This is a genomic window from Amycolatopsis sp. N2S4-7 (genome assembly GCF_058119595.1).
Window position 1 is genome coordinate 7925345 of record NZ_CP172299.1, and the last position, 17285, is coordinate 7942629.

The 17285-nt window shown below is 68.3% G+C and carries 13 protein-coding genes; 6 read left to right on the forward strand and 7 right to left on the reverse strand.

Annotated features, from left to right (window positions below; translation table 11 throughout):
* Positions 1 to 11: 11 nt before the first annotated feature.
* Together ACH54P_RS37610 and ACH54P_RS37615 are read right to left on the reverse strand one after the other, a co-directional pair.
* Positions 12 to 995: an MCE family protein gene (locus ACH54P_RS37610; protein ID WP_489908038.1), complete on the reverse strand. Its 984-nt coding sequence runs from the start codon at positions 993 to 995 to the stop codon at positions 12 to 14.
* Positions 996 to 1065: 70 nt separating this feature from the next.
* Positions 1066 to 2256, reverse strand: coding sequence for an FAD-dependent monooxygenase (locus ACH54P_RS37615; RefSeq protein ID WP_489908039.1), 1191 nt, complete (start codon positions 2254 to 2256; stop codon positions 1066 to 1068).
* A 121-nt stretch (positions 2257 to 2377) separates the two neighbouring features.
* On the opposite strand from ACH54P_RS37615, the gene ACH54P_RS37620 reads away from it, so the two are divergent.
* Positions 2378 to 3028 (forward strand): TetR/AcrR family transcriptional regulator, encoded by a 651-nt coding sequence (locus tag ACH54P_RS37620; protein ID WP_489908040.1) that lies wholly within the window; start codon positions 2378 to 2380, stop codon positions 3026 to 3028.
* Here ACH54P_RS37620 and ACH54P_RS37625 read toward each other — a convergent pair.
* Entirely contained in the window at positions 3025 to 3300 is a 276-nt protein-coding gene (locus tag ACH54P_RS37625; protein WP_489908041.1) for a YggT family protein, read from the reverse strand. The genes ACH54P_RS37620 and ACH54P_RS37625 overlap by 4 nt on opposite strands.
* A gap of 456 nt (positions 3301 to 3756) precedes the next feature.
* On the opposite strand from ACH54P_RS37625, the gene ACH54P_RS37630 reads away from it, so the two are divergent.
* From ACH54P_RS37630 to fxsT, 3 genes are read left to right on the forward strand one after another with little or no spacing between them, the layout of a single operon-like run.
* Positions 3757 to 5253, forward strand: a complete 1497-nt coding sequence (locus ACH54P_RS37630) for a VMAP-C domain-containing protein (protein ID WP_489916869.1) — start codon at positions 3757 to 3759, stop codon at positions 5251 to 5253.
* Entirely contained in the window at positions 5250 to 6290 is a 1041-nt protein-coding gene (locus tag ACH54P_RS37635) for an AAA family ATPase (RefSeq protein WP_489908042.1), read from the forward strand. The genes ACH54P_RS37630 and ACH54P_RS37635 overlap by 4 nt, the downstream gene beginning before the upstream one ends.
* Positions 6287 to 10753 (forward strand): FxSxx-COOH system tetratricopeptide repeat protein, encoded by a 4467-nt coding sequence (gene fxsT, locus ACH54P_RS37640; RefSeq protein WP_489908043.1) that lies wholly within the window; start codon positions 6287 to 6289, stop codon positions 10751 to 10753. The genes ACH54P_RS37635 and fxsT overlap by 4 nt, the downstream gene beginning before the upstream one ends.
* A gap of 24 nt (positions 10754 to 10777) precedes the next feature.
* Here the strand turns inward: fxsT and ACH54P_RS37645 are convergent, their stop codons facing one another.
* From ACH54P_RS37645 to ACH54P_RS37655, 3 genes are all read right to left on the reverse strand, one after another.
* Positions 10778 to 12562 (reverse strand): HEXXH motif domain-containing protein, encoded by a 1785-nt coding sequence (locus ACH54P_RS37645; protein WP_489908044.1) that lies wholly within the window; start codon positions 12560 to 12562, stop codon positions 10778 to 10780.
* Between the two features lie 74 nt (positions 12563 to 12636).
* A complete protein-coding gene (locus tag ACH54P_RS37650; protein ID WP_489908045.1) occupies positions 12637 to 12807 on the reverse strand; it encodes a hypothetical protein in 171 nt (56 codons plus the stop codon).
* A gap of 517 nt (positions 12808 to 13324) precedes the next feature.
* Positions 13325 to 14245 (reverse strand): hypothetical protein, encoded by a 921-nt coding sequence (locus tag ACH54P_RS37655; protein ID WP_489908046.1) that lies wholly within the window; start codon positions 14243 to 14245, stop codon positions 13325 to 13327.
* 49 nt (positions 14246 to 14294) lie between these two features.
* Between ACH54P_RS37655 and ACH54P_RS37660 the strand changes: the two genes are divergently transcribed.
* Both ACH54P_RS37660 and ACH54P_RS37665 read left to right on the forward strand, forming a co-directional pair.
* Entirely contained in the window at positions 14295 to 14924 is a 630-nt protein-coding gene (locus ACH54P_RS37660; RefSeq protein ID WP_489908047.1) for a GNAT family N-acetyltransferase, read from the forward strand.
* A gap of 90 nt (positions 14925 to 15014) precedes the next feature.
* Positions 15015 to 15905 (forward strand): phosphotransferase, encoded by an 891-nt coding sequence (locus tag ACH54P_RS37665; protein WP_489908048.1) that lies wholly within the window; start codon positions 15015 to 15017, stop codon positions 15903 to 15905.
* On the opposite strand, the gene ACH54P_RS37670 is transcribed toward ACH54P_RS37665, so the two are convergent.
* Complete coding sequence (locus ACH54P_RS37670) at positions 15865 to 17280, reverse strand: NsdA family TPR-like regulatory protein (protein WP_489908049.1); 1416 nt, start codon at positions 17278 to 17280, stop codon at positions 15865 to 15867. The two genes, ACH54P_RS37665 and ACH54P_RS37670, sit on opposite strands and share 41 nt — an antisense overlap.
* Positions 17281 to 17285: the final 5 nt, after the last annotated feature.

Here is a 17285-nt window from a genome sequence, read left to right on the forward strand (position 1 = left end):
GCCACGGCGGCTCAGCCGTGGCAGCCTTCCTCGTTCAGCGGGCCCATCGACGGCAGGATGAGCCCGCACAGGTAGCCGTCGATGAACCGGCCGTTCCCGGCGATGTTGGTGCCGAGCCGGACCAGCGGCGCGAAGCCCCTGATGCCGGCGGCGAGCGCGTCCTGGTTGCGCTGCAGCATCGACGTCAGCTGGTCGAGCTGGGTGAGCAGCGGGCCGACCTGCGCCTCGTTGTCGCCGATCAGCCCGGACAGCTCGGTCGCGAGCTGCCGCGAGCCGTCGAGCAGGGTGCTGATCGCCGCCTCCCGGTTGCTCACCTCGGCGAGCAGCTGGTTGCCGTCGTCGAGGAGCCGCCGGACGGCGTCGTCGCGGTCGACGAGCGTCCGCGAAACGATCCGGGTGTTGGCCAGCAGGGTGGCGAGCTGGTGGTCGCGCGACGCGAGCGTGTCCGACAGCCGGGACAGCCCGGTGAGCGCGGCGCGGACGCTCTGCGGGGTGTTCGCCAGCGTCGCGGACAGCGTGTCGAAGCTCTTCGCCAGCTGGGTGGTGTCGATGCGGTCCACAGTGGACGAAAGCTCGCCGAACGCCGCGAGGACGTCGTAGGGGACGCTGGTGCGGGACCGCGGGATCGGCGTCCCCGGGTCGAGGGTTCCTTCGCCCTGCGGGTCGAGCGCGAGGTACTTCTGGCCCAGCACGGTCTTCAGCCGGATCGCCGCGCCCGTCGTGTCGCCCAGCCACGCGCCCTTGGCCTTGAACGAAACCAGCACGTGGTCGCCGCGCAGCCGGATGTCCGAGACGCGGCCGACCTTGACCCCGGCGATGCGGACGTCGTTGCCGTCGAAGAGCCCGGCTGCTTCGCTGAACTCCGCGGCGTACGTCGTGCCGTCGCCGAGCACGGGCAGGGACCGGGCGTTGAGCGCGGTGACCATGCCCAGGGCCAGCACGGCCAGGCCGATCAGGGCCGTCCTGACCGGAGCGTCGGCCCGGCGTATTGACATGGCGTCAAGAGTGACGTACGCCACGCCGGGCCGCCACCGGAGTCCCCCGATGAGACGAAGATCGTCGCCGTCACGCGGCGGTGAGCGCGGGGTACTCGCGGTACTCGAGCGCGTTGGCCGCCCGGTCGGTCATCTTGAGGAAGATACTGCCGAACAACCGCGTGCTCAGCATCCGGTAGGCGCGGTTGCGGCCGCGGATCTTCGCGGCCGTGCGCGGCGCGAGGAAGTTGCCCGAGCCCTTCCCGTTCTTCTGCCCGACCGTGGCCGGCTTGCGGAGGCGCTCCTCGTACTTCGCGAACGCCGTCACGTGGTCGCCGCCGGCCGCGGCGAGCTCGCCGGCCAGCACCTGGGCACCCATCATCGCGAGGCCGGTGCCGGACCCGCCGGGCCCGGCGCACCAAGCGGCGTCGCCGAGCAGCACGACCCGGCCCCTGGCCCAGCGGTCGAGGTGGATCTGGCTGATCGAGTCGACGTAGAGGTCGTCCGCCGCGGGCAGGGCCTCGAGCAGCTTCCGCGTCTCCCAGCCGGTGTCCGCGAAGAGCCGCTCGACGAGTTCGCGCTGCTCGTCGGCGGAGCGGCGGCGGAACTCGACGCCGTCGGCGGCGAAGACCAGGCCGACGTGCAGCCGGTCCGGCAACCGGTGGCTGCCGACCACGAGGCCACGGCCCGGCTCGTTGTACATCACGCTGGTGTGGTCGAGCCCGAGGTGGTTGGGCGCGGTGAAGCCGGCGATGCCGAAGCCGAGGTCGCGCCGGAAGTCCCGCTCCGGCCCGAACGCGGCGGCCCGCACGCCGGAGTGCACGCCGTCGGCGCCGACGACCAGGTCGAACGTCCGCGGCGCCCCGTGCCGGAAGGTGACGTCGACGCCGTCCGCCGTCTCGGTGAGGCTCGTGACGCGGTCGCCGAAGACGTACTCGGTGTGGTCCTCGGTGCGGTCGTACAGGACCCGCGCGAGGTCGCCGCGCAGGATCTCGACCTCCCCGCTCCAGGCGGCGCCGGGCACGGTCAGCGCGGGCCGCCCGTCGAGGCCGAGCACCGTCTGGTCGCCCATCGCCGTCTCGTACCAGCGGACCTCGTCGAGGATCCCCATGGCGGCCAGCAGCTTCACCTGCTCACCGCGGAAGTCGACGGCCTGGCCGCCGGGCCGCAGGGCGGGCGCGGTCTCGACGACGGTCACGCGGTAGCCGCCGCGGTGCAGCCAGAAGGCCGCGGACGGGCCGGCGATGCTGGCCCCGGAGACGAGCACGGTCTTGGTGGTCATCGGAGGTTCCTCCCGGATCGGTGGTTGCCGGTCCGAGACTGCTCACCGCCGCTGACGGTCCCCGCACCGTCCGCTGACGGTTCGGCCGGTGGTGTGCGGTTGCAGTCGCTAACATGACGCGGTGGACCGCTCCGCCGCAGGCCGGATCCAGCAGGACGGCGAGGAGATCGTCGAGGCGCGCATCCTGGATGCGGCCGCGCACCTCATCGCCGAAGAGGGGTTCGGCCGGCTGAAGATCGGCGGCGTCTGCGCCCGTTCGGGCTACGCGCGGTCGGTGATCTTCCAGCACTTCGGCGACAAGGACGAGCTGGGGCAACGGCTCGTCGAGCACGCGGTCGAAGAGTTCACGAACGCCTACAGCGAGGCGGTCGCGGCCCGCACCGGCGCGGCGACCGCGACGCCGATGGACATGCTGCGCGCGCTGCTGGACATCATCTTCGAGCTGATCCGCACGATGCCGACGCTCAACCGGGCGTTCCTCGCCCTCTGGGGCGACGCGGCGGCGGAGCACTCGGCCCTGCGCGGCGCCCTGACGGAGGCCGACCGCCGCTTCCGGTTCGCGATCGCCCAGACGGTGGCCAGCGGCGTCGCGGACGGCACGATCACCGGCGTCCGCGACGCGGATTCGTACGCGTCGGCGCTGCTGGCCCAGTTGCGCGGGATTTCGATGCAGGCACTGGTCGACCCGGCCGGAATCGACCTGGGCGGCGTCCGGGCAGAGCTGGAGCGCGGCATCGACCGCCTGTCCGCAAGCTTCCGCGGCACCCTCTAAAGCGCGAAGGCCACCGACCGCAGCACGACGACGGCGATGAAGACCAGCGTGAAGGCGAGATCGAGCGAAATACCCCCGATCCGCACGGGCCGCACCACCCGCCGCACGGGCCCGATGACGGGCTCGGTGGCCGAATAGGCAAGGCTCCGAGCCCGCCGCGCCCACGGCGGGCTGGCGGCCACCATGCCGGTCCAGTCGAGCACCATCCGCGCGATCAGCACGAGCATGTAGAGGGTCAGCGCGAAGCCGAGCAGCGTCCCTAGAGCACCCATGGATCCTCCGTTCTCAGTACCCGGAGAACGCCCAAAGGGCTGTGGATGGTGCCGGATCCGTCCGGTTCACAGCATTTCAACAGGATTCAAGCCGATCGGTGACGCCGACGCGACCGGCCGCGTCGGCGTTCGGCGGGTGCGCGGGGCCCCGGCCGGCTGTCGATCGGGTCGAAGGCGACGGCTCACTGTTCACGTTCTCGGACGCGGGCAAACGTCAGTTCGAAGTGCGCCGCGAACTGTTCACGCGTCACCCGGTGTGAATGATCGCCGCTCTCGCTAACTGCCCGTTACAGAGTGCGGTAATAGCTGGTCAGAGCGATTTCATGCGACGTCGAGTTGTTGGCTTCGTTCCAACAGTGCCCCAATCGGACCAATATAACTGGGGCTGGGCAACTCGTGACCGAACCTCGCTACGATGGTTCGGGCTGTGCCCGTGGTGAGGTGGAGGGGCGTGCGATGGTGGGTGAGGCACCGGGCGCCGGAGTCCTGTGGTCACTTGTGCAAGCCTTGCACCGCGTATCGTGCATGGTCGACCTCAACAGCCGACGACTGGTCCTCCAGCTCCTTTCCGACGAACTGGGGTATTCGTTGCCGGTGACCGAATACCCGCAGACGAACCTCCATTTGTTCGCCATCGTCGAGGCTTGCCGTCAGCGCCCGGACGGCTTGGTCGCGTTGCTCTCCGCACTCGAGAAAATCGAACCGGGCACGATCGCGATGACCGAGGTCCGGCAGATCATCGTCGACATGACCTCCCTGGAGGCTTGGACGGCCGACGAACGGCGTCAGCTTTTCGCCCTGTTGTCGGGAGTGGGCGTCTCCGATGTTGCCGAGATCTACGGCCTGGTGGCCGGGATCGGGGCACCTCCGCTGCCGTCCGAAGCCACGCTCGAAGAAGCGTTTCTGCTTTTGGAGACGTTGAACAGCGGGCCGAACGGGCTGCCGAAGTGCCTGATGCTCGTCGAGTACGTCGCCGGGCGGCTCCGGTTCGACCTGGCCGCGGAGCTGCGCGGGTGGGTGAACGAGAAGGCCCGCCGCATGGACCTCGTCGCGGAGCTCGAAGCCTTCCGCGCCCAGGCCAAGGGGCTGACCCGGCTGGTCGAACCGCCGAAGCCCCGGTCGGAGGCCTACCTGGTCTTCCTGCTGCAGCCCGACGGGCCCAACGGTGACAGCTACCTGCTGTCCCATTGGCGGCAGCTCGACGTCTCCGGTGGGTGGTACCCGGAACGCGGACCCGACTTCGTGGGTGCTTTCGAACAGGTGAAGTACAAGGTCGCCGAGCTCGCGGAGAAGGTCGAAGGCGAATGGGCGCCTTACGACCCGGACATCCGGCTCGACTTCATCCTTTCCCGGGAACTGCTCCACATGGACGTGGACCAGTGGCCGTGGGAAACCGAGTCCAGTGTTCCGGAGCCGCTCGGCTGCCACTTTCCCATGGGGGTGCGCAGCCTGGAACGGATGAAGTTGCGCAAATGGCACCGCGCCTGGTACGTCCGCTGGAAAGAACTAAAGGCGCAGGCCGGGGGTGGTGGTCCGATCGCGCTCGATTCCGGGTTCTGGAGCCATCGGGAAAAGGCCCAGAACCTGCGTGAACTCACTTCGCGTTTCGAGGCCATGCCGAATCTGGTCGCCTTCGTGCTCAGTGCCCCACCCCGCCCGTTCACCCTGGAAAGCGACGAGATCGCGATCGGTCTTCGTGCGGGTTTCCCGGTCATGGTCTGGCATCGAGAAGACTGCCGTTCGGAGGAATTTTCCCACACCGTGAAAGAACTACTGCACGCCGAAGACCCGCACCACCTGCTCGAACGGCTACGGCGCATCAGGCTGTCCGCCTTCGCCGAAGGACCGGAAGGGAGTCACGTCGGCAACCGCCTGGCGGTTCTTTGGGACGACCCGGAACGCATGGTGGTCCCTCAGCGCCCGACCGCACCCGAGGCGGTGCCGAGCCTGTGACCGGAACCGAATCGGCAAACCACCGGAGCGACTGGCGGGTCTACCGCGGCACCGGTCTTCCCCCAGCGGACGGGGCGGTGCCCCTGCCCGCTCCGCCGCCCTGGCGTGAGTTCGGCGGTGAAGGCCGGGTCAGCCGGCCGGACGACGACGGTGGCGACGGGCAGCGGCGGATCGGGCGGCTGCGGGACCAGGCCCGGGTGCCGGGGCCGCGGGAAGTGGACATGGTCAACGCGGCCATCTACCTGCGGCGCCCGCTCCTCGTGACCGGACGGCCGGGCACGGGGAAATCGAGCCTCGCCTACCTGGTGGCCATGGAACTGGGACTCGGGCCGGTGCTCAAGTGGCCGATTTCCAGCCGGTCCGTCCTCAAGGACGGGCTGTACCTCTACGACGCCATCGGCCGGGTCCAGGCGGCGGGCGAGCACCTCGCCGAGCCCGCCGACATCGGCGACTACATCCGGCTCGGGCCGCTCGGTACCGCGTTGCTGCCGTTCGACGAACCCCGCGTCCTGTTGATCGACGAGCTCGACAAGAGTGATATCGATCTGCCAAACGATTTGCTGAATGTCTTCGAAGACGGCGAATACGAAATCCCCGAACTGGTCCGCCTCGCGAAAATGCGGCCGGAAGTCACGGTGCTCACGCACGACCGGGGCGGCTCGGCCGATGTCCGGGAGGGCCGGGTCCGGCCCCGCGCCTTCCCGATCGTCATCATCACGAGCAACGGTGAACGGGATTTCCCCCCGGCCTTCCTCCGCCGGTGTCTCCGGCTCGACATGCGGCCGCCCACGTTCGAGCAGCTGGGACTGATGGTGGCGGCCCAGTTCGGCGACACCGACGGCGTGGACGTCCGGCTGCTCATCGACCAGTTCCTCGAGCGCAGCGAGCGCGTGGGCGGATTGGCGTCGGACCAGTTGTTGAACGCTGTTCACCTGGCCGCCGAACTCGCCACTTCGGGTGCTTACCGGACCGACAGTGACTGGAAGGACCTGCTCGAGGCGATCTGGCACCCGCTGTCGTCCCTGGAGTCGGAGTGAGCGCCGGCGACCCGCCGGGCGCGGAAGAGGGCCTGGACGCGGCCGAGCCCACGCTGCGCGGCCGGGACCTGTCGTGGCGGGAGGTCCGGGACGTCCTGTGGCTGGCGAGCCGGCTCGGCGTGCCCGGCTCGGCGGGGAAAGCGCCGAAGCCCGGGACGAAGGAGCCGGCGCGGACCGGCGAGGAGGAACGGCCCCGGCCGGAGGCCGCCGAGCCGGAGTCCGAATCCGTTCCGCCGAGCCCGGACGGGGTGAAGGGATCCGGGCGCGGACGGCCGGACGACCCGCCGGATCCCGGAGTCTCGCCGGTGACCTGGCAGGACTGGGTCCCGGGCCCCGCCAGGTTCGTCCACGCCGCGGGCGTCACCCCCGAAGACGGCCGGGAGGCCGCGCCGCTGAGCTGGCCGACCGTGCCGGCGTTGCCGCAGGCGCGGGAGATCAGCCGCGCTCTTCGGCCGCTCATGCGGTCGTCACCCTCGCCGTGGGCGACGACGCTCGACGAGGAAGCCACGGCCGTGCGCGCCGCGGACGACGGCGGGATGTGGTTGCCGGTCTGGAAGCCGGATCTGTGGCACCGTTTCGAGCTCGCCCTCGTGGTGGACACCGCGCCTTCCATGGAGATCTGGCAGCACACCGTCGCCGAGTTCCGGGACCTGACCCGCAGGCAGGGTGCGTTCCGCGACGTGCGCGTCCACCTCATGGACAGCTCGGAACCGTCGGCGGGTGATCCCGTTCTGCGCGCCGAAGGCGGCGCCGGAGCGGCGTACCGGGCGAAGGACCTCACCGACCCGACGGGCCGGCGGCTGGTCATCGTCATGACGGACGCGATCGGCGAAAACTGGCACGACGGCGTGGCGCACGAGATGCTCGCTCGCTGGTCCGAGCACATGCCGGTGGCGGTGGCCCACGTGCTGCCGCAGCGCTTGTGGACGTGGGGCGGCCTTTCGCCGAACAGGCTCCGCCTGTCGGCGTCCGCTCCCGGCGTCCCCAACCGGCGGCTGCGGGTGCGCTCCAAGGGGGTGGGCAGGCAGACGACCGGCGACACCCTTCCCGCGGCCACCGAGGGGGCGGTCGCCGTCCCGGTGCTGACCTTGTCGGAAGCGTGGCTGGGCGACTGGGCCAGGCTGGTTTCGACGGCCACCACCGTCGAAACCACCGCCGTGCTCGCCCACACCGACCACCGCAAACGAGTCCTGGACGCCGGGCGGCAGGTCGAGCCACCCGAGGAAACCACCCCGCGGAACCAGGTCCTCCGCTTCCGGACCTACGCCTCGGCGCAGGCTTTCCAGCTGGCGGGTCTCCTCGCCGCGGCGCCGCTCAACCTGCCGATGATGCGGCTCGTGCAACGGGTCCTGCTGCCGGGCTCCGGCCTGCCCGCCCTTTCCGAAGTGCTCCTTGGCGGCTTGCTCCGGCGGATATCGCGGAACACCGACTCCGCCGACCCCTCGGAAGTGACGTTCGAATTCCACGACGGAGTCCGCGCCGAACTCCTCTCGGGTGAACGACGTGACACCACTGTGAGAGTTGCTCGCGTTCTCGGCCAGTACGCCGGAGCCCGGATCGCGGCCCTGCGGAACTACCGGGACGCGGTCGATGACCCGGACCGGACGTCGAGGCTCGAGGTCTCTCCGGAAAACATCCCTTACCTGCGCGTTCAGGAAGCGGTATTCCGTGCGTTATCGGGTCGCTACGCCCGCCGGGCCAAGAATCTCGAAGCCGATCTGGCGCCGCACACCCGAAACGGTGGTCCGGCGGGCGAGCCCCAACCGGGGTCCCCTAATGTGGTACAAAACACCGTTTCTGGATCAATTCAGAAACCCCAGCCGGACCCCGAGGAACGCGACTTGACCACGACCGACACCCGGCCCTCGTCGGGTGAGCCCACGGGTACCACCACCTCCGGAGGAGACGACGCCGTGACTATTCCCGCATCTCCTGTTCCGGCCACCGGCTCACCCCGAACCGCGAACCGGCCGCAGATCTGGGGCACGATCCCCCTGCGCAACCCCGACTTCGTCGGTCGGATCGATCTGCTGGACCAGCTCCGGGAGCGGCTCGTGCAGTCCGGCGGCGCGACGGCGGTGCTGCCGGAGGCGCTGCACGGCATGGGCGGTGTCGGGAAATCGCAGACCGTGGTCGAATACATCTACCGGCACGCCGGTGAATACGATGTAATCTGGTGGATTCCCGCCGAACACGCGTCACAGATTTCGAACAGCCTGGTCGATTTGGCCAAGCGGCTCGGACTGCAGGTGCCGGGAACGGCGGACGCGGCCGTGCCCGGCGTTCTCGAAGCGCTGCGCAAGGGCGATCCTTATTCACGGTGGCTGCTGGTATTCGACAACGCCGACCGCCCGGAGATCGTGAGCCCGTTCTTCCCGGCGGTTTCCGGCGAAACCGGGCACATCGTCGTGACTTCCCGGAACTCGCAGTGGTCCGGTGTGGCGCGCACGGTCGAGGTCGATCTCTTCACCCGCGAAGAAAGCAAAGAACTGCTCCGCCGCGCCGGCGGTGAAATCAGCGACAGCGATGCCGATCAACTCGCCGACGCACTCGGAGACCTGCCGTTGGCGATCGAGCAGGCCGCGGCGTGGCGGGCGCAAACCGGGATGCCGGTCGCGGAATACCTCCAGTTGCTGGACCAGAACCTGGCCGAGATGACGGAGAGCGAAGGCTCGGTCGACTACCAGCGGTCGGTGGCCGCGGCCTGGAACGTCCCGCTGGCCAAGCTGCGCGCCTCGCACCCCGCCGCCCTGCAGCTGCTCCAGGTCTGCGCGTTCTTCGGACCCGAACCCATCTCCCGGAACCTGTTCACCGCGGTGCGGGACGTCCCGGTGCCCGAAGAGCTCGCCACCGCGTTCAGCCAGCCGATCAAGCTCAACCTGGCCATCCGCGAGATCAGCCGGTACAGCCTGGCGCGGATCGACCACCGGACCAACACCCTCCAGCTCCACCGGCTCGTGCAGACCGTGCTCAAGAACAAACTGGACGACGCCGAGCACGACGTGATGCGGCACGCCGTCCACATCCTCCTGGTGCACGGCGACCCGAACGACCCGGAGAACTCGGCCAACTGGAAGACCTATTCCGAGCTGCTCCCGCACGCCATGGTGTCGCGGATGATGGAGTGCCAGTCCGACGCGTGGGTGCGCCGGATGATGGTCAACCTGGTGCGGTACCTCGTCAGCTACGGCGACTACGAAGGCGCGCGCGAAACGTCACGCCAGGCGCTGAGCAAGTGGCAGGAGATGTTCGGCGAGAGCGACCCCGACACGTTGGCCATGGCGCGGCTGCAGGGTGTTTCGCTGTGGCGGCTCGGACGCACGGACGAGGCCCGTGAGCTCAACAACCGCACCTACGAACTGGTCCGGGAGACCATGGGGGAAGAGAACGACCTCTTCCTCAGCGTCGCCAACACGGTGCGGCAGGACATGCGGTCCCTCGGCCGGTTCGACCGCGAGCTGGAAATGGGCGAGGACATCCTCGCGCGGTCGAAGCGCGTGCTCGGTGAGGACGACCCGGCGACGCTGGCCGCCGGCGTGAACCTGGCGGGCACCCTCCGCCTGGTCGGCAAGTTCTTCGACGCGCGGGAACTCGACGAGGACGTCTGGCGGCGCAAGAAGATCGTGCTGGGGGAGGAGCACATCGACACGTTCCTGACGCTGAACGCGCTGGCCATGGACCTGCGCGAGTGCGGCCAGTACGTCGAGGCTTGCACGCTGCAGGAACAGACGCTGGCCCGCCAGCGCGAGGTCGTCGGCGACGACCACCCGCGCACGATCGGCGCGATGCGCAACCTCGCCGTCGCCCGGCGCAAGGCCGGTGACCACACCGGTGCCTACGACCTTTCCCAGGAGTGCGTCGACCGCTACCGCCGCCGGCACGGCGACCGGCACCTCGACACCATGACGTCGGAGACGTGCATGGCCGCCGACCTGCGGCACCTCGGTGACCTGGCCGGAGCCCGCAAGCTCGGCGAGTCGAGTCACCAGCTCTTCGTCGAAACCCACGGCCCGGAACACCCGTTCACCCTGGTGTCCGCCATCAACCTGGGCATCACACTGCGGTTGATCGGCGACGTCGAGCAGGCACGGATGCTCGACAAGCGCACGACCGAGGCGCTGCAGAGGGTCTTCGGGGACGACCACCCGTCCACAATGGTCTGCGTCACGAACCTGGCGAGCGATTTGGCGGCCCTGGGGCAGGCGGAAGCGGCGTACGAGCTCGACGTGGCGAACCTGGAGCGGTCCAGCCGGGTGCTCGGGGCGGAACACCCCGCCACGCTGGCGATCGCCCTGAACCTGTCGATCGACCTGCGGGCCATGGGACGCGACGACGAGGCCACCATCCTGCACGCGAACACGCTCGCCGGGTTGCGCAAGGCGCTCGGGGAGCAGCACCAGGCCGTGGCCGCCGCCGTCAAGTCCGAGCGGGCCAACTGCGACACCGACACCATGCAGCTCTGACGGTCCCGCTCCCGTGTCCGCCGGTCAGCCGGCGGACACGGGAGCGGAGTTCAGCCAGTGCACCAGCTCGACCGGCCGCTCGAGCCGGTGGTTCGCGCCGAGCAGCTTGTCTCGGACGGCGAGCACGACGTGGGGTGCGGTGAGCAGGACGCTCCGCTTCCCGTCGGGTCCGGCCGGTGAGGTGAGGCCCAGCCCGAGCCACGCCTGGTCGTCCTTGGGCGTGACCCGGATCGTCTCGCCGTAGGCCGCGTGGGCGTTGCTGTGGTGACCGTTCACGTACGTCAGATCCGCGGTGGACAGGGCGCGCAGGCGCGCCGCGGGCACCGCGTCGGCGGACGTCAGGAACCGCATCTTCAGCAGCTCGGCCCGCGGCGAGCGAGCGAGCGACCGGTAGCACGGGACGACGGCACCGAGGTCGAGGGCCGGGGGACGGGTCCGGTCGCCGGCCGCCCACGCTTCCGCCAGCGCGGCCACCTGCTTCTCGTCCGGGCGCAGGTGCTGGAGGCGCCACGCCGCCTGGTGCTCGTCCGATACCTTCGCCACCACTTCGAGGACTTCGTCGGCGACCGGCGCGTTTTCGACGACGGACAGCCTGGCGGACACCGATTCGACGAACCGGCGGCCGAGTTCGGTCAACGCCGGTGATCTGAGCAGCGTGTCAGCCGTTTGCCGCACCTGCCGGCGACGGTAGGCGTAGTTGAACTGGGCGTACAGGCCATCGTGTTCGTCGTGCTCGGTTTGGAGCCGCCAGAACTCCACGGCCGTCACGAACGCCAGAACACCGTGCAGAAGCCCGGCGAGCGGGCGGGGATCGTCACGCCAGGGCGCGTAATGGAGCCCGGCCGAGTCCGGGTCGTGCAGTTCGACGAGATCGAGCAGCGCGTTCAGCTTCGAATGCTGGAGTTCGTGGACGAGCGCTTCGGCCAAGTCGACCGCCGAGTACTTCGCGGTCATCGCGATGGCGCCGAACGCGATGGACGAAGACGCTCCGGTGATGGAGTTTTCGCTTTCCAGTGGCACGAGCGTGGACATACCGGCGGACAGTTCTTCGGCGAATCCCCGGTAGTGCGTGCTCAGGATGTCCCAGGCTTCGCCGAGCAGTTTCGTCCATTCGGTGTATTCGAGCGGGTCGAGCGGACGCGGGGCCGTCGGCGCGGAGAACGTCCGGTAGGGGCCGCGATCGTCGATCTCGACCGAAAGGCGGATTCCGTGCGACGTCATGGTGTGCCGGTTGACCGGCACGAATCCGGGAGCGGGTTCCGGCGGGAAGAATTCCACGGCGGCGCTGGAGCCGAGCGCCCGCACGGTGGCCACGCCGTCCGGGGCGACTTCGAGGACCGCCCGGCCCGCCGGGAACGCCGAGGGCAGCTTGACCTGGCCGACCGCCGGAAGCGTGGTGACTCCGTGCACGACCGGGACTTCGAGGGTGCAGGGCACGCCGCACCGGATGGCCGCCGAGCCGGCGATCGAGGCGAAGTAGTCCAGATCGGTCCGCAACGGCGTGCTGTCGGTGGCCGCGCCGGAAAGCTTGCGGAGCGTGCGGGTCAGCCAAACACCGACGGAAGGATGCAGGAGCAGTTCGTTGACGAACCCGGGATTCCGCCGGTCCGCCGCGACGAGGACGGACCAGGCACCGGCCGGGGTTTCCGGGCGGTCGTCGAGGAGTTCGGTCAAGGCGCGAATCTGCAGTTTGCGCCGGCTGAGCTGCCCCGAACGCAGGTTTTCGATGACGGCGGCCGACGTGGGTCCGGTGCAGAGCTGGGCGAAGAACGACCACGGCAGTTGGTGACGCGGCAGCTCGGCCTGCATTCGGTTGTGCTCCTTTTCGCCGGCTCGCCCCAGGCGAATCACGGAGATCCTGGCGCAGTCTCGTCAGGCCCGGATCAGATCGAAATCTGCCCCTGGATCTCGTCGACGTCAACGTGTTTGGAGCGGTCGAACACTTTTTTGATCGCCGTGTTCAGCGACGGGGTGTGGAGCGTGCGGAGTTCTCCGAGGGGAACGTTGCTGAGGTCGAGCAATTCCGTGCGCACTTCCGAATCGGTGGACCTCACGTCGACCAGCCTCCCTATCGCGATCGCGTTGTTCCATTATGCATGAGAGGCAGGTCCCGCGGGAACCGTCGAGTGGCGGGTCCGCGGCCGACTGTCAACCTCTTGTCACCCCCCCGCCGGGGCCCTGGGGCCCGCCTTCCGCGCCTGGTTCGGTTCGGGCGCTGGGCTGACCGGGCGGCCACTCGACCGGCCATGCGCCGGCAGGTGGAGATGCACGCGGCGGGGACCCGTCTGGCTGCGCATTGGCCGTTGGTCCACGGATGCAGCCGTGGCCGCCGGGCCGGATCGCAAAACGGCCCCTACCGCGTGATCGCTGGTAGGGGCCACTGGCCGTTGTTCAAAAAGGGTGCCCTCGGCAGGATTCGAACCTGCGACACCTGCCTCCGGAGGGTTAGAAGCTGTGCAGGCGCGGCACGGCTGCTGACCTGCGGAAACGGTCACCGTTGATGGTCGGTGGTGCAGCGATTGGGAAGGCATTGGGAAACCCGGCCTGTCGCCCGCTGCTGGGAACGGCTTCCTACTGGCACTTCGTGAACGTGGTGGCCTGGTAGCCGCCGCCCCCGCCCTTGGCGAGTTCCAGCCGGAAGATGCCCAGCGAGGTCGGCCCTGCGGTCGGCGGGTCGATCGAAAGGTCGCACGCGTCCACTCGCAGCCAGCGGCCGCCCGGCCCGTATTCGGTCGCGGCGCCGGGCAGCGGCAGAATCGCCGCGTTCTGGTAGGCGATGCCGTTGGGCACGCGAGCGGACAGCGCGTCGATGGCGTGTTCGCAGCTGTCTGCGCCGTTCGCGGCGGCGAAGTCCCGCCTGGCCGGCGCCGTGAGGATCGTGCACGCGACGTCCGGCTGCCGCTCCCCGATCGACCTGATCATCAACTGGACGAACGACCCGGCCGAGTGCGGCATGATCCGGCTGAACGCCTCCTCATGCGCCTGAGCGAGCTGCTGACGCTCGTTCGCGGCCACCTCGGCCGCGTGCACCCCGAGCCCGACCGTGGACGCCACCATCAGCACCAGCCCGGCCACCGCGACGGCCAGCACCTGCGGCCGACGATCCTGCCACCAGCCCAGCCTCACCGCGGCCACCGCGGCGAACCCCAGCCCGCCGATCCCGGCGAGCAGGCCCCACAGCCACGGCGTCACGTAGGTCAGCAGCCCGGCGTCGACCACCAGTAGAGCCGCCGTGGCGGTGTAGGCCACGCCCAGCCGCCGACGGACCCCCACCAGGGCGAGAAGCACCAGCGCGCCCGCGCCGATCGCCCACGGCAACCACGGCCAGTCCGCCAGCACCCCGAGCACCAGCCCGACCACGGCCACACCCGCCAGCAGCGGCCACCGCGCGGCCCGCTCGATCGCCGCCCACCGCGCGCGCCGCGCCTCATCTCGCTGCATCGCCTGGCGGCCGGCCGTCTCCCACCTGTCGAAGATCGTTCCCTCACCCATGCCGCCAGGATGCCTGGTGAGCTGCAGCGATGCCACTACCATCGAACACGTGAGCGAGCGAGAGTGGCTGAACGCGACACCCGACACGACTGAACCCGAGGACCTGCCGGTCCGCTCGCAGCGCGACCACGTCTGGTGCCTCAACCGCAAGCACCGGATGGCGCTCGCCAACGGCGGCAGCGGCTACCACCACGCCCTCCGGCTTTCCAGTCAGGTGTGCGCCCGTTGCTGGGCTCGGCGCCGACCTCGGGCCCGCTGGCTCATCGTCGACCACCGCACACCGATGCCCGTGGAGCAGGCCGACCAGCCCGAAGACCGCCGGGCGCAGATTCTGGTCGTCGCCCGCCGGCCAGCTGTTCGCGCTGGGGTCGGCCGGCTTGAGGTGCGGGTGCGCGGCGCGGTCGTCGCGGTCGCCGACGTGCAGCTGTGCGGTGTCGACCACCGCGGGGTCGTCCGTCATATCCAGGTGGACCCCGCCCACCGGCTGCGCGGGTTCGGCACGCTGCTGCTGGACGCCGCGCAGGCCCGCGGCCCCGGTTATCACTGGTCGACCGTCGCGTTCGACCAGTCCGAAGACGCGCAGGACTTCTGGACCTATCAGGACCCCGCCGAACCGTTGCACCTCGGAGGACCGCGCTACTGCACCCACATGCGAGAAGCCAACGGCGAAATGGGGTAACCCGACGCAGGCTGGCGGCTCGCTTGACCAGCCCCCGCGACACCATCACTAGGGTTGCGGTTGAGTCGAACTGCAAAGGGAGGCGACAACGTGAGTCAGACCGAGGGTTTGACCGAGGCGTCAGCGCGCGAACTGGCTGACGCTGCCTGCAAGGGGGCGGGCATCGACGGCGCAAATGCCGAGCTCATCAGGATTGGCTCGAACGCTGTATTCCGACTACCGGACCATGTCATCCTTCGCGTCGGACGAGAGCGACAGGGGTTCGACGAAGCTCGCCGCCAAGTCGACGTAGCACGTTGGCTCGCATCCGAAGAATTCCCTGCCAACCGCGCCCTGAATATCCCACAGCCGGTCGACGCGTCCGGTCATCCCGCAACTTTCTGGGAATCCGTTTCGGAAGAAGAGAAGTATGCGCCTATCGCGGATGTGGCCAGAATTATTCGCGATCTACATGCGTTACGCGCGCCCGCCAGCCTGGAGCTGGCAACAAAGAAGCCCTTCACGGAGATCGAAGGTCGCCTTAATGAGGCGCGCAGCCTTGCTCGGGATGACGAGGCTTATTTGCGTAGTCGGATTAGCGAGTTGAAGGCAAGCTATGAACGCCTCGAATTTCCGCTGCCACGAGGTGTTATCCACGGTGATGCAAACGTTGGAAACGTCATTCTCTCCCGAGAAGGTGTCGCTTGCCTTATTGACTTGGACAGCTTCTGTATCGGTCCGAGAGAGTGGGACCTAGTGCAGACTGCGTTGTTTTACGAGCGGTTCGGGTGGCACACTGCCGATGAGTATCGGACCTTTGTTGATGTGTATGGATTCGACATCATGAAGTGGTCCGGGTACGAGACATTGGCTGACTATCGCGAGATCGCCATGACTCTCTGGCTCGCGGGAAAGGACTCCGAGGACGCGGCCCAGGAGGTGCGTAAGCGGGTCTCTGCGATCAAGACAGGTGGAGACCGCCGCGACTGGGCGCCTTTTTAGCATCCTGCGGTGTCCACAGTCGCGCCGTGGCCACCCTGTCGAAGAAGTCCCTGGATTCAGCGGTCTGGCCGATTCCGGTGAGGCGTGTGCGAAATTCATCTACGTACGCGCCACATCGGGCGGATTTCAGCGACTCGCCAATGTCGATCGCCCTAAGGGCGACTTCGCAGGCTTGGCCTACATCTCCATTGTCGAGATGAGAGTCGGCAAGAACCATGGTTACAAAGAAATCGCTGCGCACGTAGCCGCTAGCCGTTGGGCCAAGAGACTGCGTCGCGTACGTGACTCCGTCATTTGGGCGGCCGAGGTCCCGGTTGCAGTGGCCAAGTTCGGCGGCCAATTCAGCCTCATTGAAGTACGAGAACCAGTCGGCCGGGTCGTTCTCGGGATCGCGCCTCTCGAACTCTTTAACGGCTGCCGCCATTGCCTTATCGCATCCGACTGAGTCGCCGAGTCGGGCAAGGGCCCGGGCTTCCATTGCATGAAAATGAGCGGCAGCACTTGCCGATCCCGAAAGAGTTGTGCCCATTCGGGCCGTCCTCGCAAGGTTGGCCGCCTCTTTGTAGCGACCCAGAAATGTCGCCTGATGACTCATCGCATCGAGGATGCTTGCACCTAACAGGCGGTCGTCGGCGCTTTCCGAGATTCTAAGTGCTTGAATGAAATACCGCTGCGCCAGTCCGTGTAGCCCGGCGTCGTATGACATCCAGGCGCCCAGTAGAGTCGCCTGCGTTGCCGACTTGAAGAGTTTGGTTTTGACTGCCTTGCTGGTCGTTTGCCCTGCGAGCAGCCCAGTCAGATCTGTTCGCAGGAATTCAATCAAGGCTCTTCGCGCGTGACCGCCTCCGTATTCACCGTCGAGCGCGTCGAACATTTCGGTTGTCTTTTGAATTCCCCGGATGTCTGCTTCGCCCACCTTGCGCTTGCCTGTGTCGCTCAGGACGTTATCACGTGTCGTTACAAGCCAGGACAACGCCGCTTCGTTCCAGGCAGCCGCATTCGCGGGTGCGTCTAGCAACGTCGACATGCTGTCGATATCTGCCTGCCACAGCCGCGCGACAGAGCTAACGCTGTCCGTGATTTGGTCGGGGTAGTCGAGCCCGAGGTCGGCTCGCACCTTCTGCGCCTTGCCGAAGCCAATCTCTGCCAGGCTGATCCGCCGGCCGAGACGCTGTCCGAGTGCGCCTGCTATTGCCGTGCAAGTCTTGGCGTCACGCGGCACCATCCCGTCGAGCCATCGACGGACGTACGTGTGGCTAAAGGTCTTGCCAGCCTGTTCTCCGACTGCTCGCGCGAAGACCTTGAGGCCCACGGTCCCGTCCTCGCGGAGGTACCCCGCCTCCATCATCAGGGCTTCGAGTTGATCGTTGCCCACTCGCT

What these genes read in the sequence shown, in the direction of transcription:
- ACH54P_RS37610 (WP_489908038.1), bottom strand. Translation starts at nt 995, where the DNA reads ATGTCAATACGCCGGGCCGACGCTCCGGTCAGGACGGCCCTGATCGGC.
- ACH54P_RS37615 (WP_489908039.1), bottom strand. Translation starts at nt 2,256, where the DNA reads ATGACCACCAAGACCGTGCTCGTCTCCGGGGCCAGCATCGCCGGCCCG.
- ACH54P_RS37625 (WP_489908041.1), bottom strand. Translation starts at nt 3,300, where the DNA reads ATGGGTGCTCTAGGGACGCTGCTCGGCTTCGCGCTGACCCTCTACATG.
- ACH54P_RS37630 (WP_489916869.1), top strand. Translation starts at nt 3,757, where the DNA reads ATGGTGGGTGAGGCACCGGGCGCCGGAGTCCTGTGGTCACTTGTGCAA.
- ACH54P_RS37645 (WP_489908044.1), bottom strand. Translation starts at nt 12,562, where the DNA reads ATGCAGGCCGAGCTGCCGCGTCACCAACTGCCGTGGTCGTTCTTCGCC.
- ACH54P_RS37655 (WP_489908046.1), bottom strand. Translation starts at nt 14,245, where the DNA reads ATGGGTGAGGGAACGATCTTCGACAGGTGGGAGACGGCCGGCCGCCAG.